Raw genomic sequence first — 25,318 nt, 5'->3', positions numbered from 1 at the left:
GAACCCCGGGTTCCAACAATCAGCGCCCGCCCGCCGCGAGGACCCCGGCCGCCCGACCGACGCGGCCCGGACCGCGCCGCAGGCCTTATCTAGGCAGTGGCGGGCAGGAATGCGAAGCCAGCCCCGCCATCCGACCGAAGCGTCACCCGGCGTCCAGCTTTGCGGCCCTCGGCACCCGTCTCACGCCGCCGGCGGGTCGGCCCCGGCCGGCGCCAGCAGCGGCGCGCCCGGCTCGTTCACCAGCTCCTCCCGGCGCGGCAGGTCGGTGAGCGCCCGCAGGCCGAATTGCTCGAGGAAGCGCGGCGTGGTGCCCCAGAGGCTGGGCCGGCCCGGCACCTCCTTGCGGCCACGCGGCGCGATCAGCCCCATCTCCAGCAGCGCCTCCAGGGTCGATTGCGAGAGGCTGGCGCCGCGGATCTCCTCCACCTCGGCCCGCGTCACGGGCTGGTGATAGGCGATGATGGCCAGCGTCTCCATCGCCGCCCGCGGCAGGCGGCGCGGCACCTCGACCACGCGGGTGAGCGCCGGCGCCAGCTCCGGCGCCGTGCGGAAGGCGAAGCCGCCGGCGACCTCGACGAGCTGCACCGGCCGGTCGGCGCAGTGCGCGGCGAGGGCGGTCAGCACGGCGCGGGCATCGAGGCCGGGCGGCAGCGCCTGCTGCAGCCGCTGCGGGGTGACGGGCCGGTCGCTGGCGAAGACCAGCGCCTCGGCGAGCCGCAGCGCATGCGCGAAGAGCGCCGGATCGGGCGGCGGCTGCTCGGGCTCCGCCGGCGCGGGGCCATCGGCCGCGGCCGCCTCGCCGCCGGCCACCGCCGGGCCGGTCGCGGCGGCATCGACATCGGCATCGGCGGGCGGCGGCGCCCCGTCCGCCGCCTCAGGCGGCACGGGCATCGGGCAACTCCTCGCCCAGGCTGCGGCGGCGGATCAGGATGGGGCCGAAGCTCTGCTCCTGCCGCAGCTCGATGGCACCGCCGCGGGCGGTCTCCAGCGCCGCCACCAGGGTGCTCGCCATGGCGGCGCGGCGCTCCACCGGATCGGTCAGGCCATCGGGCAGGAAGCGTTGCAGCACCGACCAGTCCGGCAGCGCCCCGACCAGCCGGCCGAGCTGCGCCAGCGCCTCCTGCACCGTCCAGAGCTTGCGCGGCTTCGGGGTGTAGGGCCGGCGCGCCAGCGCCCGCCGGCGCGCCGCGGCATAGGCCTGCAGCAGGGCCGGCAGGTCGGCGGCGAGGCCGCTGCGATCCTCGACCCGCAGCGATTCCGGCGCGCCGCGGGGGAAGACGTCGCGGCCGAGCTGCAGCCGCTCTCCGAGCCAAGCCGCGGCGGCGCGCATCCGGGCCAGCTCCGCCAGCCGGTCAGTGAGCGCCTGCGCCAGCGCCTCGGCATCCTCCTCGCCCTCCGGGTCATCGGGCACCAGCAGGCGCGATTTCAGCCAGGCGAGCCAGGCGGCCATCACCAGCCAGTCCGCCGCCAGCTCCAGCCGCACCCGCCGCGCCTGTTCCAGCACGGCGAGGAACTGGTCCACCAGATCGATGATGGAGATGCGGTGCAGATCCACCTTCTGCGCCCGCGCCAGGTCGAGCAGCAGGTCGAGCGGCCCCTCGAAGCCCTCCAGCCGCAGATGCAAGGTCGGCGCCGCGGGCCCGCTCATCCGCCGCTCCCGTTGCCCGAGAGCAGCAGCACCAGGTTGAAGGCGAAGGCGACGACGTTGCGCAGCGCCCAGCCGACGGGATCGAAGCCATCGACCAGCCGCGGCAGCAGGAAGACGCCGAACAGCACGATCAGGATGCCCCAGCGCTCCAGCCGCATATAGGGCAGCGCCAGGGAGCGCGGCAGCAGACCGGCCAGGATGCGTCCGCCGTCGAGCGGCGGGATGGGAAGCAGGTTGAACAACCCCAGGACCAGATTCGCCAGGATGCAAAGTCCGAGGAAGCGATAGAGGATGCCGAGCGAGTCCGGCGAGAGGAAAGCGCCCCCGCTCTCCACCGGATGCACCAGCAGCCCGGCCAGCCAGGCAAGGAAGAAATTCATCGCCGGCCCGGCGGCGGCGACCAGCATCATGCCCTGCAGCGGCCGGCGCATATGCGTGACATCCACCGGCACCGGCTTCGCCCAGCCGAACATGAACTCCACCCGCCCGATGGTCAGGAGCTGGACGAGCAGCAGGAAGCCCGGCAGCAGGATGGTCCCGACCTGATCAACATGCCGCAGCGGGTTGAGGCTGAGCCGCCCCATCCGCTTGGCCGTGTCGTCGCCGAGGCCGAGCGCCGCATAGCCATGCGCCGCCTCGTGCAGCGTGATGGCGAGGACCGAGGCGATGATCGCGGTGAGCAGCTCCGGCAGCCAGCCGGCGCCCCCGGTCACGCGACCGGCACCAGCCAGGCGTCCCGCGCCGCAGCGAGTCGGCCCGGATCGAGCGGCCGGCGGCGCGCCCGGGTCGCGGCCCGCGCATCGGCGAGGCGCGACTCCGCCTCCTCCGACAGCGCCGGGCAGCCGGCCAGGGCGGCGGCGGTCTCGGCGAGGACGCCGTTGCAGTGCAGCACGAGGTCGCAGCCGGCGGCGATCGAGGCCGCCGCCAGCGCCCCCGCCTCGCCGCGGAGCGCCTTCATGCAGAGATCGTCGCTGACGAGCACGCCGTCGAAGCCAATGGCCCGGCGGATCACCTCCGCGATGACCCGCGGCGAGAGCGTCGCCGGCCGTTCGGCATCCAGCGCCTCGTAGAGGATGTGCGCGGTCATCGCCCAGGCGCCGGCATCCGCCAGCGCGGCGAAGGGAGCGCAGTCGAGCGCCAGCGCCTCGGTGCCGGCGGTGACGCGCGGCAGCTCCAGATGGCTGTCCGCCAGGGCGCGGCCATGGCCGGGGATGTGCTTGATCACCGGGATGCAGCCAGCCTGCTGCAGCCCTTCGACCGTGGCGAGGCCGAGCCGGGCCACCTCCGCCGGATCCTCGCCGAAGGAGCGGTCGCCGATGATGTCATGCGCCCCCGGCAGGCGCAGGTCGAGCACCGGCGCGCAGACCACGTCGAAGCCGACGCCGGCGCAGGCAAGGCCGAGCAGGGCGGCATTGGCCTGCGCCGCCTCGGCCGGGCCGCCGGTGAAGGCGGCGGCGGGGGCGAATTCCGGCCAGTGCGGCGGCCGCAGCCGGGCGACCCTGCCGCCCTCCTGGTCGACCAGGATCGGCGCCCCGGCGCCGAGCAGGTCGCGCAGATCGGCGGTCAGGCCGCGGAGCTGCTCCGGGTCGCGGATGTTGCGGGCGAAGAGGATGGCGCCGAGCGGCGGCGCGGCGCGGAAGAGGGCGATCTCCTCCGCCGCGAGCCGCGGCCCGGCGATGCCGACGATGGCGGCGCGTGGGCGCTGCGGCACCTGGCTAGCCTCCGATGGCAAGGCAGGCGCCGCCGCCGGCCTTCACCGCCTCGCAGAGCGCCTTGGCGGCGCCGGCATCGGCGAGGCCGCCGACGCGCAGGCGGAAGAGCGGCGACTGGCCGTCGCGCTCGACACGGCTGATGCGCGGTTGGAAGCCAGCGAGCTCCGGCACCCGCTTCGCCAGCCGCTCCCATTCGCCACGGGCGGCCTCCTCGCTGGGCAGGGCGCCGAGCTGGATCAGCGCCTTGCCGCCGGCGACGGGCGCGAGGCGCGGGGCGGCCACCGGCGGGGCGGGCATCGGCACCGGCACGGCCGGCGCCGGGGCCGCGACGACAGGCGGCGCGGGCATGGCGGGGGCGGCGGCCGGCGGCGCGACCTGTGGCGCAACCAGCGGCATCTCGGCGGCCGGGGCGGGGCTCTCCGACGCCAGGGCGGGCGGCGGCGCCGGTGGCGCGGCCTGGCGCCGCAGCAGGTCGAGCTGCGGCATTTCCGGCCCGGCATCGAGCCGCGCCTGCCCGCTGCGGCGCTCCGCCTCGCGGCGCACCGCCGCCGGCTCGAGCACCAGCTGGTCCTGGTTCGGTACGACCAACCCGCCCGGATTCTCCGGCCGCACCTTGAGCGGCCGCAGATCGGGCTCGATCACCGGCACCTGGCGCGGCCCCATGCGCGAGAGGCCCCAGGCGACGGCGCCCGCCAGCGCCGCCGCGCCGAGCATGCCGCCGGCGACGGCCAGCATGCGCCAGGACGGCCCTTGTCGCTCCTGGCGCGGGCGCCAGGAGGGTACAGTCAGATCGCTCACCGCATCTCCTCGACGGGCGTGACCCCCATCACCGCGAGGCCCGAACGGATGACCGTCCCCGTGGCGGCGACCAGGGCCAGCCTGGCCCGTGTCGCCTCCGGCTCATCCGGGCGGATGAATCGCAGGGTCGCGTCCTCGCGACCCTTGTTCCACAGTACATGAAAGTCGCTGGCCAAGTCATGGAGAAAAAACGCGATTCGGTGCGGCTCGCGGGCCAGGGCGGCGGCTTCCACGATGCGCGGCCAGGTGGTCAGGCGGCGCAGCAGCGCGAGTTCCGCCGGCTCGCTCAGGCTGTCGAGCGTCGCCAGGGCCAGATCGCCTGCCGGTGGATCGCCGGCCTGGCGCAGCACGCTGCGGATGCGGGCATGCGCATACTGCACGTAGAAGACGGGATTGTCGCGCGACTGCTCCACCACCTTGTCGAGGTCGAATTCCATCTGCGCGTCGGCCTTGCGCGCGAGCATGGTGAAGCGCACCGCGTCGCGCCCCACCTCGTCGATCAGGTCGCGCAGCGTCACATAGGTGCCGGCCCGCTTGCTCATGCGCACCGGCTGGCCGTCCTTCACCACATGCACGATCTGCGTCAGCACGACATCGAGCGGCACGGTGCCGCCGGAGAGCGCCGCGACGGCGGCCTGCATGCGCTTGACGTAGCCGCCATGGTCGGCGCCCCAGACATGCACCAGCTCGGCGAAGCCGCGCTCGATCTTGTGCAGGTGGTTGGCGATGTCGTTGGCGAAATAGGTGCCGCTGCCGTCGGACTTGCGCAGCGGCCGGTCCACCTCGTCGCCGAATTGCGTGGCGCGGAACAGCGTCTGCTCGCGCGGCTCCCAATCCTCCGGCGTCTTGCCCTTCGGCGGCTCCAGCACGCCGCGATAGATCAGCCCCTTCCCCGCCAACAGCGCCTCGGCCTGCTCCAGCTTGCCGGCGCGCACCAGCGCGGCCTCGCTGACGAAGACATCCTGGTGGACACCGAGCGCGGCGAGATCCTCGCGGATCATCTCCATCATCCGGCCGACCGCGAATTCCCGCACCGTGTCGAGCCATTCGCCGGGGTCGCGCATGCCGAAGCCATGGGCGTCGTCGCGCCGCGCCAGGCTGTCGCCGAAGCGCACCCGCAGCGCCTCGCCGACCAGGATCAGGTATTCGCCGCGATACTGCAGCCCGCCGGGGACGAGGGCGGCGTACTCGGCCTCGCCCATGGTCGTGCCGAGCGCCTGCAGGTAGCGCCAATAGGCGGCGTAGCCGAGCGCCTGCACCTGCGCCCCGGCATCGTTGACGTAATATTCCTTCGTCACCGCCCAGCCGGCCTTGGCCAGCAGGTTGGCCAGCGCGTCGCCGACCACCGCGCCGCGGCAATGGCCGACATGCATCGGCCCGGTCGGGTTGGCCGAGACGTACTCCACATCGACCCGCCGCGCCGCGCCGGCCTGGCCGTCGCCATAGCGCTCGCCCTCGGCCAGGATCACCGGAACCTGGGCGAGCAGGAAGGCGTCGCGCAGCCGCAGGTTGACGAAGCCGGGGCCGGCCGGCGTGGCGCTCTCCACCTCGGGCAGCGCCGCCAGCCGCTCGGCCAGCGCCGCCGCCAGCCGCGGCGGCGCCTGCCGCGCCTGCTTGGCCACGACGAGGGCCGCATTCGTCGCCATGTCGCCATGGCTCGGGTCGCGCGGCGGCTCCATCTGCACGCGGGCGAAGGCCTCGCCGGGCAGGTCGGGCAGCAGCTCGGCGAGGAGGGCGACGGTCCGGGCGCGGAGGGCGGCGAAGATGTCGTGGTCGGTCATGGTCGCGCGGGTGTAGCAGGGCGGCCGCCCCCGCGACAGGATGGCGGCCCGGGCGGCCGCTCAGGCCGCCAGCAGGGCGTCGGCCGGGCCGAAGACCTCATGGTGCAGCCGCTCGGCCGGCAGGCCGGCCGCGAGCAAGCCGCCGACCAGGTCCCGCAGGAAGGGCCTCGGGCCGCAGAGATAGAGGTCGGCCTCGGCGACCGGCGTGTTGCGGCGCAGCCAGTCGAGGGTGATCAGGCCGGGCTCGGCCAACCCCCGATCCTCCGGGCGCGGCGCCGCGTGGAAGGTGGTGGCGCGCAGCCGGCCATGCCGCGCGGCGAGGGCCTGCACCCGCGGGCCGAAGGCCTGGACGGCGCCGTCGAGCGCGCCATGCACCCAATGCGTCTCGAGCGCCGGGTGCCGCTCCGCGATGGTCTCCAGCATGGAGAGCAGCGGCGTCAGCCCGACCCCGCCCGAGACCAGCACCACCGGCCGCTGCGGCGCCTCCGCCAGGACGAAATCCCCGGCCGGGGCGGCGACCTCGAGCACCGTCCCGGGGCTCGCCGCGTCATGCAGCCAGTTCGAGACGATGCCCTGCCCTTCCCGCTTCACGCTGATCCGGTAGCCGCGATCGCTCGGGGCGGAGGAGATGCTGTAATTGCGCTTGAGCGGTCCGTGCCCGGGGATGTGCAGGCGGAAGGTGAGATACTGGCCCGGCCGGTGCGACAGGACCGGTCCGCCATCCTCCGGCACCAGGTAGAAGGAGGCGATCACCTCGCTCTCCCGCTGCCGCCCGGCGATGCGGAAGCGCCGCCAGCCGGTCCAGCCGCCCCGGGTCTCGGCGAGGCCGCGATAGATCTGCGCCTCGCGGCTGATGAGGATGTCGGCGAGCGCCCAATAGGCCTCGCCCCAGGCGGCCAGGAGCTCCGGGGTCGCCGCCGCGCCCAGCACGTCGCCGATCGCCCCGAGCAGAGCCTCGGCCACGAAGGGGTAGTGCTCCGGCAGGATCACCAGCCCGGCATGCTTCTGCGCGATCCGCTCCACCAGCCCGCCGAGCGCGCCGAGGTTGTCGATGTTCCGGGCATAGGCGAGCACCGCGGCGGCCAGCGCCTTCGGCTGCGACCCGGCCTCGCCGTGATGCGACTGGTTGAAGAGGTCGCGGATCGCCGGGTTGCGAAACATGCGCTCGTACATGCGTCGGGTGATGTCGAGGCCGCGCTGCTCGAGGGCCGGGATGCTGGCCTTGACCAGGGCGATGGTGGCGGGTGCGAGGGGCATGGGTCGCTCCTAATATGGTATATTTTATACTCCTTATACCTTGCGGTCCGGCCCCGGCATGCGATCTATTGCGGCGAGCCATGCGCCTGACGCTGCATTCCGACCTCGCCTTCCGCACCCTGATCCACCTCGCTCTGCACCCGGGCCAGCGCGTGCAGACCGAGGCGATCGCCAGCGCCTGGCGGATCTCCGGCAACCATCTGGACAAGGTGGTGCAGCGCCTCGCCGGCGCCGGCTTCATCGAGACGCGGCGCGGGCGCGGCGGCGGGTTGGTGCTGGCGCGGCCGCCCGAGGCCATCCGGCTGGGCGCGGTGCTGCGGGCGACCGAGGAGGACCTGGCCCTCGTCGCCTGCTTCTCCCCCGAAGGCGATCCCTGCGGCGACCAGACCGGGCAGCGCTGCGTCCTCGCCGGCGCCTGCCGCCTGCAATCGGCGCTCGGCCGGGCGATGGCCGCCTTCCTGGCGGTGCTGGACGGGCTGAGCCTCGCCGATCTACTGGACCCGGCGGCCCGCGCCGCCGCCGGGGCGCGGCTCGGGCTCGGCGGCGTCGCCGACCTGCCGGGCTGAGGCAGCAGGCCGTCAGCGGCGCGGTTGCCGCTCCAGACCACGATCCGCTCACGCCGGTTCGCGGACCATGGTCCAGCGCGGCGTTCGGTCGCGTGATTCGCGCCTTCGGTAATTCTACCTCAGGCGATTACGCTCCAGGAACGGCCGGCCGGGATCGCCGAAGCGCATCGAAGGATGGCTGCGGGCGTATTGCGGCGGGAAGGGCGCGGCGGCGCCGAGCGCATCGGCCGCGTGCCAGGCCCAGCGCGGCTCCCACAGCATGCCGCGGCCGAGGGCGATGAGGTCGGCATCGCCCGCCTGCAACGCCCGTTCGGCCAGCTGCGGATCGTGCAGCAGCCCGACCGCCATGGTCGGGATGCCGGTCGCCTCCCGGATGCGCCGCGCCAGGGGGAGCTGGTAGCCAGGCCCGAGGGCGATGCGCTGCTCCGGGCTGACGCCGCCCGAGGAGGCGGTGACGTAGTCGCAGCCCTGCGCCCGCGCCTCCGCCGCGAAGACGGCGCTGTCCTCCGGCGTCCAGCCGCCCTCGACCCAATCCGTCGCCGAGATTCGCACCCCGAGCGGCCGCTCGGCCGGCCAGGCCTGCCGCATCGCCGCCAGGATCTCGAGCGGCCAGCGCATCCGCCCGGCGCGGTCGCCGCCATAGGCATCGGTCCGGCGATTGGCGAGCGGCGAGAGGAAGCTGTTCAGCAGGTAGCCATGCGCCGCATGCAGCTCGACGAGATCGAAGCCGAGCTCGGCCGCGCGTCGCGTCGCCGCGACGAAATCCGCCTTGATCGCCGCCATCTCCTCGATGGTCAGCGCATGCGGCACCGGCCGTCCGGGATAGGCGAGGTCGCAGGAGGAGACGGGCTGCCAGCCCCCTGCCCCCTCCGGCACGGTCTCGTTGCCCTCCCAGGGCCGCCCGACCGAGCCCTTGCGCCCGGCATGGGCGAGCTGGATGCCGAGCGCCGCGTCGCCATGCTCGCGGCAGAAGGCGAGCACCGGCCGCAGGGCTTCGGCCTGGGCCTCGGTCCAGAGGCCGAGGCAGCGCGGCGAGACGCGCCCGCGCGGCTCGACCGCCGTCGCCTCCATGATGACGAGCCCGGCGCCGGAGACGGCGAGGGTGCCGAGATGCATCAGGTGCCACGGCGTCGCCCGCCCCTCGGCATCGGCGGAATACTGCGCCATGGGCGAGACCACGATGCGGTTGGCGAGGGTCAGGTCGCGCAGCCGCGTGGGCGTGAAGAGCAGAGCCGTCATGGCCGATATCCTCCCCGGGGCCGGGGCGCGGCCGCCCGGCCGGTCCCGTTTCCCCCGCGCCGGCAGAGTGCGGCGATCCCGGCCGCGGCGGCAAGCCGCGGCCCGTCAGCCGAAGGCGCCCACCTCATGGGTGATGGCGGCGCCGCAGCCGCGGACCAGGGCGAAGAGCCGCGCCATGGGGCGGAAGATCTCGGCATGCTCGCGGGCATAGCTCAGCCCCTCGCGCGGCGGCGCCGGTTCGTGGAAATCGAGGCCGACCACGGCCCCGGGCGCGGCGGGGAAGATCTCCTCCAGCAGCTTCAGCACCGGCTCGATGTCGAGTTGCAGGATGCGCAGCACGAGGGCGTCCCGGGTCGCGCCATGCCGCGGGCTGAACTCGGGCAGCTCGACGGCGAGCAGCCAGATGCGGTGCAGCAGGGCGAGGCGGAGCGCGTGCAGCAGCACCAGCCGGTCCGGCATGACCGGCAGGTCGGGCCAGGCGGCGCGCAGCGAGAGGTGATCCGCCTGCAGCCGGCGGAAGAGGCGCCGCGTCGGCGCGTCGAGGTCCAGCCGGTCCACCGCCTCGGCGATGCCGAGCAGCGCCGCCCGCCGCCCCTCCCGCCGGGTGAAGCCGGCGCGGTCGAGCCAGGGGCCGGGATCGAGCGTATCGACCACCGCCCGCAGCACGCCGATATCCGAGCAGGCGGCGGCCCGCGCCGCGAGCGCCAGCGCCCGCTTGAAGCGCGGCGAGCGCGCCCGGAGATCGGCGAAGGCATCGGGGTTGGCGGCGGCGGCGATGCCGAGGCCGTGGATGGAGTTCGCCATCCAGCCGAGCTGCTGCAGGATGGCGTTGTTCGGGATGGCGCGGAGCTGCGAGGGGTGGCTGATGCGCATCGGCCCCCCCAGCCCGTCGCTCTGCCGCACCGCCGGGCGTGAGCCGGTGCGGTCGAGCAGCCCGGGGCCGAAGGCGCCGAGCAGCGCCGCATAGCCGGGATCGGCGACGAGGGCCTGCATCTCCCGCCGCACGGTGGCGAAGAAATCCGCCACGTAATCCGCTTCGGCATAGACCGGGTCGTCCACCGGGCCGATCGGGGTGAAGGCATGCGCGGCGATGCCGGCGATGGTGGCGGCGGCGAGCTGCGGCGTGCCGAAGAGCAGGTAGCCGTCGCCGCCCTGGAAGGCGGTCTCCTCGCGCAGCTTCAGCCCGGCGCGGTCGAGCGCGGCGCGGGCCTGCGGCGGCGAGAGATAGGCCAGCCGGTCGGCCAGGCTGTCCGGATGCCCGCCGCGGCCGACGCTCTCGCCATGCGTGTCGAACAGCACTACCTCGATGCCGTCCAGCTTGTGCCGGCGCAGCAGCTCGACCAGCCGCAGCTTCAGCCGCTCGGCGAGGTAGCTGCCGGCGAGCTGGCCAACGTAGCGGCCGGAATCGGAATAGCCGAATTGCAGGCAGAGCCGGCCATGATGGCGGATGTAGTCGCGGAAATGCGGGCTGCGCAGCGCCTCCTCCAGCACCCGCTCGCCGCGGTCGAGCGCCTCCGCCGTCTCGAAGAGCGGCGAGAGCTCCACCGCCCGGTCGACGCCGAAGCGCCGCGCCAGCCAGAGCGCGGCGAGCAGCGTGTAGCCGGTCTCGGTCTCGGCGATGAGGAAGCGGATCGGCGCCGAGCCGTCGACATGCTTGGCGATCTGGGCGCAGATCAGCATCAGCCGCGCCGCCGAGGCCTGCTCGGCCAGCAGCGCGCCGAAATCCACCGGCTGCGCCGCCACCTCGGCGAGGGCGGTGTTGATGGCGGCGAGCAGCCCGCGGCGCTGCGCCATGTCATCCGGCGCCGCGGCGAAGCCGAGGCGCTGGCGGACGGCGTTGTGCACCTGCGCCGCGTTCAGCCGCATATGGGTGTGCGCCAGCGCCAGGCCATGCGCGGCAAGGCCGCCGCGGGCGACGGCGAGGGCGAGCCGCGTCGCGTCGTCCGGCGCGGCGGCGATCGCCTCGGGGAAGAGGTCGAGCAGCGGCGCGGTGCCGGTCAGCGCCGCCTCCCGCAACCCGACCATCGCCGCCGCGAGGCGCTCCACCGCCTCCGGCTCCGGCCGCTCCGGCACCGCGGCAATCTGCGTCGCGACCGCGTCCAGCGCGCCGCCGAGCCGGGCCCGGAGCGGCGCCGCGCAATCGCCGAGCCCGGCGAGCTGGCCCTGCAGCCGCTCGAGCTGCAGCCGCTTCATGGTCAGCCGCAGCCGCAGCGTGTCCCACCAGCCGATATCGGTGCGGCCATCGGTGTCGTAGCCCACCCAGGAGGCGAGCAGCACGGGGCGTGGCACCAGGGTCGTCCAGCGATCGCCCCAGACGCCCTTGGCCGCGGTCAGCAGCGCCGCGGCGAGGCCGTCCAGCGCATCCCGCCCCCGCGCGATGGCCGCTGCCGCCTGGCGGAATTCCTCGCCGAGCGTCGGCGGCGAGGGCCGGTGCACCAGCCCCTCGGGCAGGGTCGCGCCGCTCGCCGCCTGGGCGAGCGCGGTGTTGGTCTCGGGCGGCAGGGAGAAGGTCGGGTGCGCGGTGAAGACGGCGGCGAAGCGCGGGGTCTCCAGCAGGGCCCGGTAGCGCGCGAAGGGGATCGGGCTGTCCTCGGGGTCCGGCCGGACCAGGCGCTCGGCCAGGGCGGGCATGGAGGGCGGGCCGCCCGACAGCCCGACATAGGCGGCGAGGCGCCGGGCCCGGTCGGCCGCGGCGAGGTCGGAGAGCCGCTGCACCAGGGCCGCCAGGCCATCGAGATCGAGCAGCCCGTCATCCACCCGCCGGCTGATCGCCAGGGCGATCAGCAGCACCGGATCGCCGAAGGGATCCTGGGCCGCGGCATCGCGCGCCTCCCGCAGGCGGGCGAGGAGTTCCTGGAGGGGGTCGGGCGTGATGTCCGGCATGGGGCCATGGTGCATCTGCGAAGCAGGGGCGCGCCAGGGGCAAGAACGCCCCGGCGGCCGGAATCTGGGCAGACGGGCGGATCGCCCCGCTCACCCGCCGCTGAGTACAGCAGCATTCAGCCTACTTTTTCGGCATAGACCAGCATTGCACCGGCAGGATGCACGATTTTGGGATCAGCCATGCGGCAACCGGCAGCGCCGATCGCAGTTAGCGGCGCCATCGCGAAACGACGAGCACCGCCCCCGGGCGGCGGTCCGGAGGAGAAAGTGATGCGCTACAAGCTTGGGTGCAAACTCGACTACGAGGTGCAGGCGGAGAACACGCCCTTCATCTTCAACATCGAGGCGCAGCGTCGCCCCGGCCAGGTGGTGGAGGAGGAAACCCTCAGCCTCGCCCCGAACCTGCCGCTCGAGCGCTTCGACATGCCGGAGAGCGGCAACCGGTATTTCCGCCTCTGCGCCGGGCGCGGGACGCTCACCCTGCGCTACGACGCCACCGTCACGCTGCATCCGGCCGCCATCGATCCGGCCAGCCTGCGGGAGGCGCCGGCCGGCCGCCTGCCGCTCGAGGCGCTGACGCATCTCTATCCCAGCCGCTACGTCGAGGCCGACCTGCTGCGCCCCTATGCGGAGAAGGAGTTCGGCGGCCTGCCGCAGGACCATGAGCGGGTCACCGCCATCTGCAACTGGATGCATGACAACATCGACTATGTGGCAGGCAGCAGCGACGAGCAGACCTCGGCCCGCGACACCCTGCTGCAGCGCCAGGGCGTCTGCCGCGACTTCGCGCATCTCGGCATCGCCTTCTGCCGCGCCCTCGGCATCCCGGCCCGCTTCGTCAGCGCCTATGCCTGGCGGCTCTCGCCGCCTGACTTCCACGCCGTGCTCGAGGCCTGGCTGGAGGGGCCGGAGGGCGGCGCCTGGTTCCTCTTCGACCCCACCCGGAAATCGGCGCCGGATGGGCTGGTCCGCATCGGCGTCGGGCGCGATGCCGCCGAGGTGGCCTTCTGCTCGCCCTTCGGTCCGGTCGGCTACGGCAAGCCGGAGGTGCGGATCGAGGCGCTGGACCGCACCGCCGAGGGTCCCCTGACCACCCGCGCGATCTCCCTCACCTCCGCCTGAGAGCCGCCCTCCCGTCGCCGGTAGCGATATCGAAAGGAACCGGGGCGTAAGCCGGCCCGGTTCAGCGACGGGAGGGGCGGATGCGGGAGGCGAAGGCGAGCGTCGTGGTGGCCACCCCCTGCTTCGGGGCGCTGGTGCACCAGGACTACATGCTCTCGGTGATCCGGCTGATGCGCTACGCGGCCGAGCGGGAGATCGGCCTCAGCCTCGAGATGCTCGGCCATGATTCCCTGATCACCCGCAGCCGCAACACGCTGCTCGGCCGCTTTCTCGACACGCGGGAGGCGACGCATCTGCTCTTCGTCGATGCCGACATCGCCTTCGAGCCGGAGCAGCTCGGCCGCATGCTGGCCGCGGAGAAGGACGTCGTCGCCGGCCTCTACCCCATCAAGGCGATCCGCTGGGACGGGGCCGCCTGCGCCCGCGTCGCGGCCGGCGAGGCGCTGGACACGGCGCCGCTGCTCTATGTCGGGACGCCGGCGGCCGGCGCGGCGGCGGAGCGCGACGGCGATTTCGTCACGGCCGAGTATGCCGGCACCGGCTTCATGCTGATCCGCCGCGCCGCGATCGAGCGCATGATCGCCGCCTATCCCGAGACGCGGTACCGCGCCATCCACGCCTTCGCCCCCGGCGCCGCCTCCCGGCCGGAGCTGCATGCGCTGTTCGACTGCGTCATCGACCGCGAGACGGGCGTCTATCTCAGCGAGGATTTCACCTTCTGCCGTCGCTGGCGGGCGATCGGCGGCAAGATCTGGCTCGATACCGCGGGACGCCTCACGCATGTCGGGGCGCATGACTATGCCGGCCAACCGGCGGCGCGCTACGGCGGGTAGGCGGCTGGAGCATGATCCGCTCACTCCGGTTCGCGGATCATGCTCCAGCGCATTGTCTGGTCGCGTGATTCACGCCTTCGGTGAGGCCACCTCCGGCGATCGCGCGCCAGGCCTCCGCCCCCTGCCCCGCCGCGCGGCCGGCTCAGCGCCCCAGGTCGCGCAGGGCCGCGCCGATGCGCTCCACCTCGGCATCCGTCAGCTCGGGATAGATGGGCAGGCTGAACACCTCGCCGGCGGCGCTCGCCGTCTCGGTGCAGCCGGCCGGCCCGAGCGCCACCCGGTGCCGGTAGGCCGGCTGCAGATGCACCGGCATCGGATAATGGATGCCGGTGCCGATCCCGGCGGCGCGCAGCCGCGCCATGAGATCGGCGCGATGCGGGCTGCGCAGCACGTATTGGTGGAAGACATGCTCGGCATCCGCCCGGCGCTGCGGCGGCGCCAGCGGTCCGCCGGCGAGCGCCGCGTCATAGGCATCGGCGATGGCGCGGCGGCGCGCATTGCCGGCATCGAGCACCGGCAGCTTGACGCGGAGGATGGCGGCCTGGATCTCGTCGAGGCGGCTGTTCACCCCGGCCATGGTGGAGATGTAGCGCTCCTCCCAGCCATATTGCCGGATGGCGGCGATGCGGTCGGCCAGCGCCCCATCATCGGTCGCCAGCACGCCGGCATCGCCGAGGGCGCCGAGATTCTTGGTCGGATAGAGCGAGAAGGCGGCAGCGGCGCCGAAGGTGCCGAGCTTGCGGCCGTGCAGCGTCGCGCCATGGCTCTGCGCGCAATCCTCGATCAGCGCCACCCCCGCCTCGCCGCAGGCCTCGAGCATCGGGTCGAGGTCGCAGGCCTGGCCGTAGAGATGCACCGCGATGGCGGCGCGGAGAGGCGGCAGTCCGGGCGGCGGATCCTCGATCACCGCAGCGAGCTCCTCCGGATCCATGGTGTAGGTGTCCGGGTCGATATCGAGCAGCAGGGGCGTGGCGCCCGCCATCTCGATGGCGGCGACGGTTGCGACCGCGGTGTGGGAGACGGTGGCGACGGTGCACCCCGCGCCGATGCCGAGGCCGCGCAGGATCAGGGCCAGGGCGTCGGTGCCGTTGGCGCAGCCGACCGCCCGCGTCACCCCCAGCCAGGCGGCGAATTCGCGCTCGAAGGCCTCGCCCTCGCGGCCGAGGATGTACCAGCCCGAGGCCAGGGCGCGCTGCACGGCGGCGTCGATCGCCGGCTGCTGCGCGAGGTAGCCGGCGCCAGGCGCGGCCTGCGGAATCATCATGGCGGATGCGTCGGTCATCGAAAGTCCCGGATGCCGTCAGGTGTAATCGGCCAGCCGCGCGCGGTACCATTCCAGCGACCGCGCCAGGCCCTCGTCGAGGCCCACCCTCGGCGTCCAGCCCGTGGCGGCGCGAAAGGCCCGGTCATCGGCATGGTAGCTGCCGATGTCGATGGGTGCACGATCGGCCGGGAAGCTCTTCACCACATACTGCCCCTCGCCGCCATTCGCCGCAATGAGTCGCTCGGCGAGTTCGATGAGGGAGGCGGGGGCGGAGCCGCCGAGGTTGAAGACCCGGCCGGCCGCCTCCGGCCGGGGCGCCACCTCGGCGGCCAGCAGGAAGGCCTGGACCACGTCGTCGACATAGGTCAGGTCGCGCAGCTGCTCGCCGCCCCAAACCTCGAAGGTCTCGCCCTCCAGCACCCGGCGCAGCCAGATGCCGAGGAAGGTCTGCTTGGCGTCGCGGATCCGCAGCCGCGGGCCGTAACAATTGGTCAGCCGCAAGGCGACCACCGGCCGGCCGTGCACGCGCTGCTCCAGCAGCCAATACTGCTCGCCGGCGAATTTCGAGACGCCGTTGGCATCCGGCGGCTGCACCGGATGCAGCTCGTCCACCGGCAGGCGGAGCGGCCGGCCGTAGAACTGCCGGGTCGAGGCATGCACCACCGTCGCGCGCGGCGCCGCCTCGCGCAGCACCTGGATGAGGCGGACCTGTGCCACCGCGTTGATCGCGATATCCGCGACCGGATCGCGCTGGCCGCCCATATGGCTGGTCTGCGCCGCCATGTTGAACAGGACGTCGACATCCTGGCAGAGCGAGTGCAGCTCGACGTCGCGGATGTCGCCGCGCACCAGGAGAACCGAGGCGCCCTCGAGATTGGCGATGTTGGCGCCGCCCTCCTCCATCATCGCATCGATGGCGGTGACCCGGGCCCCGAGCCTCGCCAGGCCGTGGCAAAGGGCGCTGCCGAGGAAGCCGGCCCCGCCCGTCACCAGGACGCGCTTGCCGCGCCAGAAGGCGGCCCGTTCCGCGTCGGTCATCGATCCTGCATCCTCCTGCGGGCCGGGGCGCAGCCATTGCCCAGTCCTGCATCAGTGATCGCCGCGAATTGCGGCGGAAGCTAGCCCGCGCGCCGGCGATGGCGGGGCGGCGCGATCATCCCGGGGCTGGTGCGGGCCGGCCCCGCAGGCAGCAGGGCTCCTGCCTGCCTCGCAGGCCGGCCAAATGACCAGGTCGTCGCCGAGACACGCGGGCTGCCGCTGTAGCCCTTCGGGGCAGGGCTGGCGAGCCCGCGGCCGCGCCGCGGCGAGCGGGCGGCCTCTCGGCCCCCCTCCCCGCCCCCGGCGGCATTGTCAGGCCACGGCCGCCCCGGCGCCGAGGGCGGCGACGCCGGTGATCTCGACCTTCCAGCGGGGATCGACCAGCGCCGCCTCGATGGTCATGCGGGCGGGCTTGGCGGCCGGGTCCAGCCAGCGATCCCAGGCACGGTTCATGGCCGCAGCATCGGCGATATCGGCCAGCACGATGGTGACGCTGAGAAGGTTCCGCTTCGAGCTCCCCGCCGCGGCGAGCAGCGCATCGATCTGGGCCAGGATGTCGGCGGTCTGGCCTTCCGCGTCGAGGCTGGGATCCTCGGCCACCTGGCCGGCCAGCCAGACAAGGCCGCCCTGCACCACCGCCCCGGAGAGCCGCTCCTCCTCGGCCAGCCGCCGGATCGCCATCATCCCTCTCCTCACGCCATGGAGAGGCCCTGATAGCGCGGCGGCCTGGCCGGGCACAGCCGGGTCGGGACCGGCCGGGCGCCCTATCGCCCAAGGGATGGTCGCCCCCGGCCCGCCGGGGATCAGGCCGCGGGCGCGACCTCGGCGACCGGATCGGGCAGGAGGATCTGGATGCGCACCCGCGGCCGCTGGAAGGCGGGAACGATGGCGGCCACCCGGACCGTTGCCGTGTCGGGGTCGATCCCCAGCGCTTCGAGCGCCGCCTCATCCTCCCGGGGCAGCCATCCCAGCGGGCTGCCGGCCGGAGACCGGATCTCGACCGCGCAGCCGCGGATCGGCTTCGACGCCCGGCGGAGGCGCAGGGCCGTGCCGATGCGCAACCGTGCCAGCTCATCGAGGCTGGCGCGCTCACCGATGCCGGTGATGAAGCTGTGCAAGGCCGGCTCCCGCGAGAGGTCCAGCGCGTTCTGAAGGGGCATGCCGGCCATCCGGTCAGGCGGGAGCGGCGTCATGCCTGGGCCTGGCGCTGCGCGCCGGCCGGGCCCACCTCGAGGCCGTCCTTTCCCCCCATCGCACCCTGCTTTCCCCCTGCCTGGGCTGCCGCCACCCATTCGGCGAGATACCCATAATTGCGCGCTGCCACCACAGCACGGCCGGCCTGGCGGCCTCTGGCCATGCCAGGAATACCAAACGCGAATTACAGGAATTCTGCACTTCAAAGAGTGGCCATTTGATTAATGGCCCTCGATGGGCGGGGAAGTCCCCCGCTGCCAAGCAGGGCCCCGCCGTCATGGGCAGGCGATAAAGCCCCTATCCCCGGCTCGACGCCCTAGGCTCCTGCTTTCAGAGCATCTTCAGCCGATCAGGTGCGTCCACCCGATCGGGATCTGCTCCAGCCGGAAGGCATACCGCCCCATCCGGGCCCGACAGTCATCGCCCCGACTGGTTGCCCGACCGGACAGGGTGCCGCTACGGCGCCTCTGCCACCTCGACGGGCAGCACCTCGACCGGCACCACCCCCACCCGCAGCATCCCGAGGCGTTCCGCGAGCCGCGGGCTGACATCGATGATCCGCCCCTGGATGAAGGGGCCGCGATCCTCGACCGTCGCCGTCGTCACCCGGCCATTGTCCAGGTTCCTGACAAGCACCTTCGTGCCGAGGGGCAATGTGCGATGCGCAACACTGGTGGAGCCTGGATCGAAGCGCCTGCCATTGGCCATGGTGCGGCCCGTGAATTCCGGGCCGTAATAGGACGCCTTACCGAGTTGCGGCCTGCCGACGGGACGCATGGCCGGCGACCGTGCGACGACCGGTTGCGGCTCAACCTCGCGCTGCATCTCCGCCACGGGCTGCGAGGTGGCGATGTTCGACACGATGAGGGCGGCATCCGGCATCGGAGCCTGCTGCGCACAGGCCGCTGCCAGCGAGGTCAGGCCAAGCATGATCCCGCGCGTCACGACTCGGCCGTGCCACGACTTTGCCGCATTGCTCGCCATGAAGCGTGCAGAACGACGCAGTGCAGCGCCCGAATTGAGACCGTTCAACGCGAGACACCTCCCCAGCACGCATGAATCACGATGATCGGCCGCGCGAACGAGGCCGCAATCCTAGTCGAAAAGCGCAACCGGACACGCACGCCCAGATCGACGAGATGTCCGTCAGAACATCCTGCGACCCCATAAAGCATCATTGCCCCGATCGTGCAAGCCGAAGCCTGTGCAGGCAAACGCCACGCTGCATCTCCGCTGTCATGGCTGCAATACTGCATTAGGACATTCTGCACACTTCGCTGCCGATCCCAGCACGGCATTGCCATCGACGATGCCCTGCACTCCGTCCGATGTCGCGGCGTGCCGTGTCGCGATCGTTCCTGGCGCCACGCGGCATCCGCAAAGCTGGTGGCCAGCACAGCGACGACGCGTCTTGTCTGCGTGCCACTCCACTGCTGCCTTTCGCCGTGCTCGCTGCCTGTGATTGACTCCGTGATATGGTCTGGCATCTCTTGCGCATTCAAACCGCGCTGATCGAGCGTGTCGTTCGCTCACATCGCGCGGTCGCTGCACTGCTGCATCGAAAGAGCCCGCATCAGAGCATCACTCGTTCCCTGTGATCACTGCATCGTCCCGGAGTTGACTGAATGGCAGAGTCCGAGAGCGCCACCCTTCGCAGCTCACGTGCCGCACCGAACACCGCTGACCCGGCCTGGTCGGGCGAACGGACGGGCTCGCGCCACAGGGCATCAGCGGAGCGGATCGCTTGGCTCGACAATGCGCGGGGCATGGGCATCGTCCTCGTGGTGCTGGGACATGCGCTCTCTCCCGGCTATGCACGTGACGTCCTCTACGCTTTCCACATGCCGCTCTTCTTCTTCCTGGCCGGGGTGACCGCCCTCGCCGCCTCGGGCGAACCCTGGCCGCGACAGCTGCATCGCTTCGCCCACAGCCTGCTGATCCCCTTCGCCTTCTTCGGCTTGTTGACGCTCGCCTATGTGCAGGCGGCGGCGTTGCTGCATCATGGCGGACTGCCGCAGTGGCGGAGCCTGCTGCACATGGCGGGCGGCATCGCCTATGGCGTTGCCGACTGGATTCCCGCCAACAGCGTGCTCTGGTTCTTCCCGGCGCTCTTCCTCACCGCCTGCAGCTCGCTGCTCCTGATGCGATTGGTGGGCCGCGTCTGGGCCCTGGCGCTGGCGACGCTCCTGGCCTGTGCCATGATCGTCATGGGGCCCCTGCCCGTCCGGCTGCCCTGGAGCGCCGACAGCGCCGCGGTCGCCTCGATGTTCTTCCTCGCCGGCCTCCTGTTCGGCCCGCGCCGCACGCTGCTGTCCGCCCAACGGACGCCCGTTGGCCGCTTGGTCCTGGCATTCCTGTCGCTGTCCGGGTTGCTGCTCACCGCCGCCATCGCCGGGGTGAACGGCTTCGTCAACATCAACGCGATGCGCTTCGGCGACCCGCTGCTCTACCTGCTCGGCGCCGCGCTCGGCACGGCCGGCCTCATCGGGGTGTCGGTTCTCCTGCCGGCGAGCCGCTCGCTGCGCGCGCTGTCGCTCGAAAGCCGTGTCATCTTCCCGCTGCATGTGCTGGTCTTCGGCGGCATCACCACCCTCGTCGCCGCGGCGACGCATCGCCCCGAGGCGGTCTTGCGGGCCAGCATCTGGATGGTGCCGCTGAATCTCGTCTTCGGCCTCACCCTGCCGATCATCTTCGCCTGGATCATGCGCCGTCGTGCCGCCTGGGTGCTGGGCGAAGGCGGGCCAGGCCGGCACCGGCGCGAGACGCAACTCGCCTGGCAGCAATAGTCCCGGCTGGGCATGACCCGCACCGGCCACCCGACCGCGGCCCTTCGGCCGGCTGCATAGGTCCGGTATCACTGAGCGGCGGTCCTGCCCCCTACGCCCGCCCGGGGGCGACGCAACTCGTCGAACGTGTTGGGCCTGTTCGGCGGACGCCCGCGGGGTCAGGGTCCGCGTGGTAGCCGTGGCACCGCCCTCGCGTCGGCGGGCAAGGCGGCCAGGCGCAGCCCCACGTCTCGCATTGCACGGCGAGGTCGACGTCGTCGCCGGGATGCCGTTCTGGTGGACTCATCCGATCGGGATCTGCTCCAGGACCGGTCGGCCGCGCCTCAGCCCGCGCGGCCTGCCGGAAGAAGCCTCGCCGCCTCGATGGTGAAGACGCGATCGGCCATCCGCTGGGCCAGCATCGCGTCATGCGTGACGAGGAGCAGGCCCAGATTGCGTTCGGAGACCAGCCCGCGCAACAGCAGCGCAACCTCCTGCTGGGTGATGGGATCGAGGCGCGATGTCGGCTCGTCCGCGAAAAGGAAAACCGGATCGAGCGCCAGGGCGCGCAGCAGGGCGAAGCGCTGCAGCTCGCCGCCGGACAGCTCCGCCGGGCGCCGGTCGAGCAGCGCCGGCGGCAGGCGCAGGCGGTCGCGCAACCCTTCGAAGAGGGTGGGCGCCAGGCCATGCCGCCGCCCGAGATGGCGCAGGGCATCGCGCATGCTCTGATGCGGGGCGAAGGCGCTCGGCGGGTCCTGGTACAGCTTCTGGAAGCGCCAGGGGGCGAGGCCGGCGGCGCGCCGCACCTCGCCCTGGCTCGGGGGGAGCAAGCCGAGCAGCAGGTCGCCAAGCGTCGTCTTGCCGCAGCCGCTCGGGCCGAGGACGGCCACCACCTCGCCGCGCCCGACCGCGATATCCACCTCCCGCAGCACGGCGCGGTCCTGGAAGCGCTTGCCGAGGCGGCGCCCTTCGACGACGGCCTCGCCCGCCGGGCGGGGCGGGGCGATGGAGGGCGCCCGCCACTGGGTCGGCCATTGGGACGGCTCCGCCGCGATCAGCCGGCGCGTGTAATCCTGCGCGGGGTCGCGCAGCAGCCTCTCCGACGGCCCCTGCTCGAGGATGCGGCCCTCCAGCATGACGGCGAGATGGCCGCCCAGGATGCGGGCGACGCCGATGTCATGCGTCACGGCGATGACGGTCCGCCCCCGCCCGGCCTCGTCGCGCAGGCGCAGCGCCGCCTCGTCCCGCCGCGCCGCATCGAGCCCCTTGGTCGGCTCGTCCGCCAGCAGCAGCGGCGCGTCCGTGGCCCGCAGCACGGCCAGGGCAAGGCGCTGGGCCATGCCGCCGGAGAGCTGGAAGGGATAGAGGCGGGCGGCCTCCTCGATCCCGAGATCCCGCAGGCGCTGCTCCGCCTCGGCGCGGGAGCGCGGCGCCGGCATCCCCCGCACCAGGCGGTAGACCTCGGCGACCTGCGCCAACGCCCGCATGGTCGGGTCGAGCGCCAGCCAGGGCTCCTGCGGCAGCAGCGCGATCCGGCGGCCCCAGAGCCCGCGCCGCGCCCGCCCCTCCGGCAGCGGCTGCCCATCCAGCACCACCTCGCCCGTGCGCCGCAGATGCGGCGGCAGGGCGCCCATGATGGCCTGCAGCACCAGCGACTTGCCCGACCCGGTCTCGCCGAGCAGCACCAGGGGCGTACCAGGGCCCGCCGCAAGCGACAGCCCCGCGACGAGCGGCGTACCGTCGGCGGCCTGCACCGTCAGGTCGCGGAGCCGGACATGGCCGCTCATCGCGGGCGGCCCCCGGCGAGCAGATGGCAGGCCAGGACGGCCAGGGCGACGAAGAGGCTGGGCAGCAGGGCCTGGAACGGCGCCTCGGCGAGATAGGGCAGCATCTCGCTGGTCATGCCGCCGAGCTCGGCCGTCGGCGGCTTCAGGCCGATGCTGATGAAGCTGAGCGTGGCGACGGTGAGGATCACCCCGCCGATCCCGAACCCCGCGAGGGTGAACAGGATGGGCGCCAGCTCCGGCAGGATGAGGTGCCCCAGGATATAGGCCCGGCCGAAGCCGAGCAGCCGGGCCGCCTCCACATGCGGCCGCGCCAGCAGGCTGCGCGCCTGGGCGCGCGTCACCCGGAAGAACTCCACCCACAGGGCGAGGGCAATGCCACCGGCGAGCGGCAGGATCTGTCCCGGCGCGAAGGCGATCACCAGCAGCACGAGCAGCAGCCCGGGCAGGGCCAGCACGGTATCCGAGAGCAGGCTCAGCCCGCGGTCCAGCCAGCCGCCCTCCCAGGCGGCGAGAAGCCCCAGCGCGGTGCCGAGCAGGCCGGCAGCGGCGACGGTCAGCCCGCTCAGCAGGAAGGACAGCCGCACCGCATGGGCAAGGCGCGCCAGCATGCTGCGGCCGAGATGGTCGGCGCCGAGCAGGAAGCGCGCCCCCGGCGGGGCGAGCGACGCCATGAGGTCCTGCCGCGCGGGATCGGCCTCGATCAGCCACGGCCCGACCAGGCCGAAACCCAGCAGGAGCAGCAGGAGACCGGCGCCGGCCAGGCGGGCGCAGGGAAGCGCCGCGACGCGTCGGCCAAAGGCAAGGCCGCTCACGCTGCCTGCCTGCCGCGCCGCGGGTCGATCAGCAGGCAGGCGAGATCGACCGCCGCGTTGAGCAGCACGACGCCGAGCCCCATGATCAGGGCGGTGCCCTGCACGAGGGGGACGTCGCGCGCGAAGATGGCATGCACCAGGGCGTGGCCGATGCCGGGCCAGCCGAACAGGGTCTCGACGATGAGGATGCCCTCGACGAGCCCGATCAGCTGCAGGCCGAGCACGGCGAGGACGGGAATGGCGGCGTTGCGCAGGCCGTGCCGCCGCACCGCATCCCGCTCCGACAGGCCCTTCCATCGGGCGAAGGCCAGGACGGGCGAGGCGGCGACGGCCGCGACCGACTCCCGCGCGACGCGGCTCGACACCGCCGCGAGGCCGAGGGCGAGGGTGAGCGAGGGCAGCACGAGCTCGGCCCAGCCCTCGAAGCCGCCGGGCGGCAGCCAGCGCAGCCGGACCGACAGCAGGACCATCAGCGCCAGGCCCAGCGCATAGGCCGGCACCGCGCGCAGCAGCACCGCCAGGCTGAGCACGGCATGGTCCGGCCAGCGGCCCCGCCACAGCCCGGCGGCGATGCCGAGCGGCAGGCCGATCAGGGCCGAGAGCGGCAGGGCCATGCCGGCGAGCAGCGCCGTATAGCCAAGTTGGACGCGCAACTCCTGGATCACCGGCTCGCCGGTCACCAGGGAGCGGCCCAGGTCCAGCCGGACGACACGGCCGAGCCATTCGAGCAGTTGCAGGGCCAGGGGCCGGTCCAGCCCGAGTTCCGCCCGCATCGCGGCTGCGGCGCGGGCATCCACTATGTCGGGGCCATAGCGCTCGGCGGCGAGGCGGAAGGCCTGGTCCCCCGGCAGGGCGTGCATCAGCGCGAAGCCGATGCAACCGACCAGCAGCGCCACGAGACCCGCCTGACCGAGGCGCGACAGCAGCGGCCGCAGGACGCGCCATGCGTTCCCGCCCACGCTACGGCTCCCTCCAGCGCATGTCCTGTAGGCGGTAGCTGGTCTCGAACGGGTCGATGGCGACATGCCCGACGCGGCGGCCGATGGCGACGGCGAGCTCGGACCAGGCGATGGGGATCACCGGCCGCTGCTCGTGCAGGATGGCGCTCGCGCGTTGCGTCAGCGCCCGGCGCTCCTCCGGCGCCGTGGCGCCCTCCAGCCGCGCGAGCGCCGCAGCCAATTGCGGGTCCGTCCAGTGCATCGCCCCCCAATCGCTGCCCTGCGGCGCGAAATCGGTGAGGATGGTCCCCAGAGGATCCGGCACCAGGGCGTAGTTCCGCGACATCAGGCCGAGCTCGAGCGTCACGTCGCGATGCAGGCGCGGGATGTCGGAGGTGTTGCCGATCGAGACATCGACATCCACGCCGATCTCGCGGAACTGCGCCTGCAGGGCGGTGGCGATGGCCGGCAGCTCGGGCCAGGTCGAATAGGTGGTGAGCACCACCCGGAAACGACGGCCCTGCCGGTCTCGCAGGATGCCGTCCGGCCCCGGGGTCCAGCCCGCCGAGGCCAGCAGCGCCCGGGCGCGCGGCAGGTCGCGCTCCGCTGGCGGCAGGTCGGCCAGGTGCCAGTCGCCCGTCATCGGCGGCAGGAGCTGCGTCGCGGCCAGGGAGGGATTGCGCAGCAGCGCCGTGGCGATGCCCTGGCGGTCGATGGCGAGGTCGAGGGCCTGGCGCTCCGCCAGGCTGTCGAAGAAGGGCGAGGCCAGGTTCAGCTTCAGGATCCGGCTGCGCGGGATGGCGACGGCCCGCACCTCCAGCGCCGGGTTTCGCCGCAACCGCGCCATGGTCGCCGGATGCAGGCCGAAGACCAGGTCGGCCTGGCCGCTCTCCGCCATGGCGGCGCGCGCCTCGCCCTGTCCCGCGACCAGATAGATGGCGCGGCTGATCTCCGGGCGCGGCCCCCACCAGAGATCGAAGCGCTCGACCTCGAGCCGCATCGGCGCCGTGATGGAGAGGACACGGTAAGGGCCGGTGCCGATCACCGCCTGGACATGGCCGGCGGCGTCATAGGAGGCGGGCGCCAGGATCCCGCTGCCGTAATTCGCCAGGACGGCCGGAAGGATCGAGAAGGGTCGGGCGAGCCGGATCACCACATCGCGGCCGGCGACGTCCAGCGTCGCGACGGGCGCGCGCGCCAGGGCCGTCGCATCGGCGAGGGCGCGCCGCAGGCTGGCCACGGCCGCCCCCGGCGTCACGGCGGACCCGTCGTGGAACCGCAGGCCGGGGCGCAGCGTGAAGCGCCATTCGAGGCCGGCGGCATCGACCGACCAGCGCTCCGCCAGGGCAGGCACCGGCCGGCCCTCGGCATCCGCCGCCAGCAAGGTCTCGACCACGCCCATGCGGGTGAAGATGAAGCCGGACCGCGCCGGATCGAGGCCGCCGATCTCGATGGGCGCGACGATCCGCAGCACGCGCTCGTCCACCGCCCCTGCCCCCGTCCCTGTCGCCGCCTGGGCCGCGACGGGCCGCAGGGCGGGCGCGAGGCAGGCGGCGGCGAGGGCGGGAAGGCGGCGACGGCGCATGGGCGGCCTAGACGGTGTTACGGACCAAGTCGAAGGCGGCTGTGGCTTTGGCGAGCATGAGGCTGACGAAGGCGATGACGTGCAGGCCTGCGAGGG

22 protein-coding genes are annotated in these 25,318 nt (G+C 73.1%); 4 read left to right on the top strand and 18 right to left on the bottom strand.

Annotated elements, in window-relative coordinates:
* Positions 1-180 precede the first annotated feature (180 nt).
* The 7 genes from scpB to hmpA are packed head-to-tail and all read right to left on the bottom strand — an operon-like array spanning position 181 to position 7,196.
* Entirely contained in the window at positions 181-891 is a 711-nt protein-coding gene (scpB, locus tag DOO78_RS23065; protein WP_111472245.1) for an SMC-Scp complex subunit ScpB, read from the bottom strand.
* Positions 875-1,648 carry a segregation and condensation protein A gene (locus tag DOO78_RS23060; RefSeq protein ID WP_111472244.1) on the bottom strand — a complete coding sequence of 258 codons (774 nt, stop codon included), beginning with the start codon at positions 1,646-1,648 and terminating at the stop codon, positions 875-877. The genes scpB and DOO78_RS23060 overlap by 17 nt, the downstream gene beginning before the upstream one ends.
* Positions 1,645-2,361 carry a site-2 protease family protein gene (locus tag DOO78_RS23055; protein WP_111472243.1) on the bottom strand — a complete coding sequence of 239 codons (717 nt, stop codon included), beginning with the start codon at positions 2,359-2,361 and terminating at the stop codon, positions 1,645-1,647. Before DOO78_RS23055 ends, DOO78_RS23060 begins: the two co-directional genes overlap by 4 nt.
* Positions 2,358-3,359 (bottom strand): beta-N-acetylhexosaminidase, encoded by a 1,002-nt coding sequence (gene nagZ, locus DOO78_RS23050; protein WP_111472242.1) that lies wholly within the window; start codon positions 3,357-3,359, stop codon positions 2,358-2,360. Before nagZ ends, DOO78_RS23055 begins: the two co-directional genes overlap by 4 nt.
* Before the next feature lie 4 nt (positions 3,360-3,363).
* Positions 3,364-4,158 carry an SPOR domain-containing protein gene (locus tag DOO78_RS23045; RefSeq protein ID WP_128080129.1) on the bottom strand — a complete coding sequence of 265 codons (795 nt, stop codon included), beginning with the start codon at positions 4,156-4,158 and terminating at the stop codon, positions 3,364-3,366.
* Positions 4,155-5,939 carry an arginine--tRNA ligase gene (argS, locus tag DOO78_RS23040; RefSeq protein WP_111472240.1) on the bottom strand — a complete coding sequence of 595 codons (1,785 nt, stop codon included), beginning with the start codon at positions 5,937-5,939 and terminating at the stop codon, positions 4,155-4,157. Before argS ends, DOO78_RS23045 begins: the two co-directional genes overlap by 4 nt.
* 60 nt (positions 5,940-5,999) lie before the next feature.
* Positions 6,000-7,196: an NO-inducible flavohemoprotein gene (hmpA, locus tag DOO78_RS23035; RefSeq protein WP_111472239.1), complete on the bottom strand. Its 1,197-nt coding sequence runs from the start codon at positions 7,194-7,196 to the stop codon at positions 6,000-6,002.
* An 80-nt stretch (positions 7,197-7,276) separates the two neighbouring features.
* Here hmpA and DOO78_RS23030 point away from each other — a divergent pair, with 80 nt between their 5' ends.
* Positions 7,277-7,762 (top strand): RrF2 family transcriptional regulator, encoded by a 486-nt coding sequence (locus DOO78_RS23030; protein ID WP_111472238.1) that lies wholly within the window; start codon positions 7,277-7,279, stop codon positions 7,760-7,762.
* A 114-nt stretch (positions 7,763-7,876) separates the two neighbouring features.
* Here DOO78_RS23030 and DOO78_RS23025 read toward each other — a convergent pair whose 3' ends face one another.
* Complete coding sequence (locus tag DOO78_RS23025; protein ID WP_111472237.1) at positions 7,877-9,001, bottom strand: NADH:flavin oxidoreductase/NADH oxidase; 1,125 nt, start codon at positions 8,999-9,001, stop codon at positions 7,877-7,879.
* Positions 9,002-9,106: 105 nt separating this feature from the next.
* Positions 9,107-11,884 carry a phosphoenolpyruvate carboxylase gene (locus tag DOO78_RS23020; RefSeq protein WP_207803027.1) on the bottom strand — a complete coding sequence of 926 codons (2,778 nt, stop codon included), beginning with the start codon at positions 11,882-11,884 and terminating at the stop codon, positions 9,107-9,109.
* Positions 11,885-12,154: 270 nt separating this feature from the next.
* Here DOO78_RS23020 and DOO78_RS23015 point away from each other — a divergent pair, with 270 nt between their 5' ends.
* Together DOO78_RS23015 and DOO78_RS23010 are read left to right on the top strand one after the other, a co-directional pair.
* On the top strand, positions 12,155-13,006 hold the full coding sequence (locus tag DOO78_RS23015; RefSeq protein ID WP_111472235.1) for a transglutaminase-like domain-containing protein: 852 nt from the start codon (positions 12,155-12,157) through the stop codon (positions 13,004-13,006).
* 80 nt (positions 13,007-13,086) lie between these two features.
* Complete coding sequence (locus DOO78_RS23010) at positions 13,087-13,839, top strand: hypothetical protein (RefSeq protein WP_111472234.1); 753 nt, start codon at positions 13,087-13,089, stop codon at positions 13,837-13,839.
* 142 nt (positions 13,840-13,981) lie between these two features.
* On the opposite strand, the gene DOO78_RS23005 is transcribed toward DOO78_RS23010, so the two are convergent.
* The 5 genes from DOO78_RS23005 to DOO78_RS28275 all read right to left on the bottom strand — a co-directional run bounded on the left by DOO78_RS23005 (position 13,982) and on the right by DOO78_RS28275 (position 18,367).
* Entirely contained in the window at positions 13,982-15,103 is a 1,122-nt protein-coding gene (locus DOO78_RS23005) for a DegT/DnrJ/EryC1/StrS family aminotransferase (RefSeq protein WP_456309916.1), read from the bottom strand.
* A 36-nt stretch (positions 15,104-15,139) separates the two neighbouring features.
* Positions 15,140-16,141 carry an NAD-dependent epimerase/dehydratase family protein gene (locus tag DOO78_RS23000; protein WP_111472233.1) on the bottom strand — a complete coding sequence of 334 codons (1,002 nt, stop codon included), beginning with the start codon at positions 16,139-16,141 and terminating at the stop codon, positions 15,140-15,142.
* 312 nt (positions 16,142-16,453) lie between these two features.
* Positions 16,454-16,822: a RidA family protein gene (locus tag DOO78_RS22995; RefSeq protein WP_111472268.1), complete on the bottom strand. Its 369-nt coding sequence runs from the start codon at positions 16,820-16,822 to the stop codon at positions 16,454-16,456.
* Positions 16,823-16,944: 122 nt separating this feature from the next.
* Positions 16,945-17,310 (bottom strand): hypothetical protein, encoded by a 366-nt coding sequence (locus DOO78_RS22990; RefSeq protein WP_111472232.1) that lies wholly within the window; start codon positions 17,308-17,310, stop codon positions 16,945-16,947.
* Between the two features lie 481 nt (positions 17,311-17,791).
* Positions 17,792-18,367, bottom strand: a complete 576-nt coding sequence (locus DOO78_RS28275; RefSeq protein ID WP_243634755.1) for a septal ring lytic transglycosylase RlpA family protein — start codon at positions 18,365-18,367, stop codon at positions 17,792-17,794.
* A gap of 593 nt (positions 18,368-18,960) precedes the next feature.
* Here DOO78_RS28275 and DOO78_RS22980 point away from each other — a divergent pair.
* On the top strand, positions 18,961-20,121 hold the full coding sequence (locus DOO78_RS22980) for an acyltransferase family protein (protein ID WP_111472231.1): 1,161 nt from the start codon (positions 18,961-18,963) through the stop codon (positions 20,119-20,121).
* 323 nt (positions 20,122-20,444) lie between these two features.
* On the opposite strand, the gene DOO78_RS22975 is transcribed toward DOO78_RS22980, so the two are convergent.
* Genes DOO78_RS22975 through DOO78_RS22960 form a run of 4 tightly spaced genes read right to left on the bottom strand, consistent with a single transcriptional unit; the run spans position 20,445 to position 25,222 of the window.
* Positions 20,445-21,887 carry an ABC transporter ATP-binding protein gene (locus DOO78_RS22975; protein ID WP_111472230.1) on the bottom strand — a complete coding sequence of 481 codons (1,443 nt, stop codon included), beginning with the start codon at positions 21,885-21,887 and terminating at the stop codon, positions 20,445-20,447.
* Positions 21,884-22,699, bottom strand: coding sequence for an ABC transporter permease (locus DOO78_RS22970; RefSeq protein WP_111472229.1), 816 nt, complete (start codon positions 22,697-22,699; stop codon positions 21,884-21,886). The genes DOO78_RS22975 and DOO78_RS22970 overlap by 4 nt, the downstream gene beginning before the upstream one ends.
* On the bottom strand, positions 22,696-23,658 hold the full coding sequence (locus DOO78_RS22965; protein ID WP_243634754.1) for an ABC transporter permease: 963 nt from the start codon (positions 23,656-23,658) through the stop codon (positions 22,696-22,698). The genes DOO78_RS22970 and DOO78_RS22965 overlap by 4 nt, the downstream gene beginning before the upstream one ends.
* 1 nt (position 23,659) lies before the next feature.
* On the bottom strand, positions 23,660-25,222 hold the full coding sequence (locus tag DOO78_RS22960; protein WP_111472227.1) for an ABC transporter substrate-binding protein: 1,563 nt from the start codon (positions 25,220-25,222) through the stop codon (positions 23,660-23,662).
* Between the last annotated feature and the right edge of the window lie 96 nt (positions 25,223-25,318).

This window comes from Roseicella frigidaeris (assembly GCF_003258945.1).
Classification (GTDB): Bacteria; Pseudomonadota; Alphaproteobacteria; order Acetobacterales; family Acetobacteraceae; genus Paracraurococcus; species Paracraurococcus frigidaeris.
The sequence above is the reverse complement of the archived record's forward strand: the minus strand, read 5'-3'. Positions and strand labels throughout refer to the sequence as shown.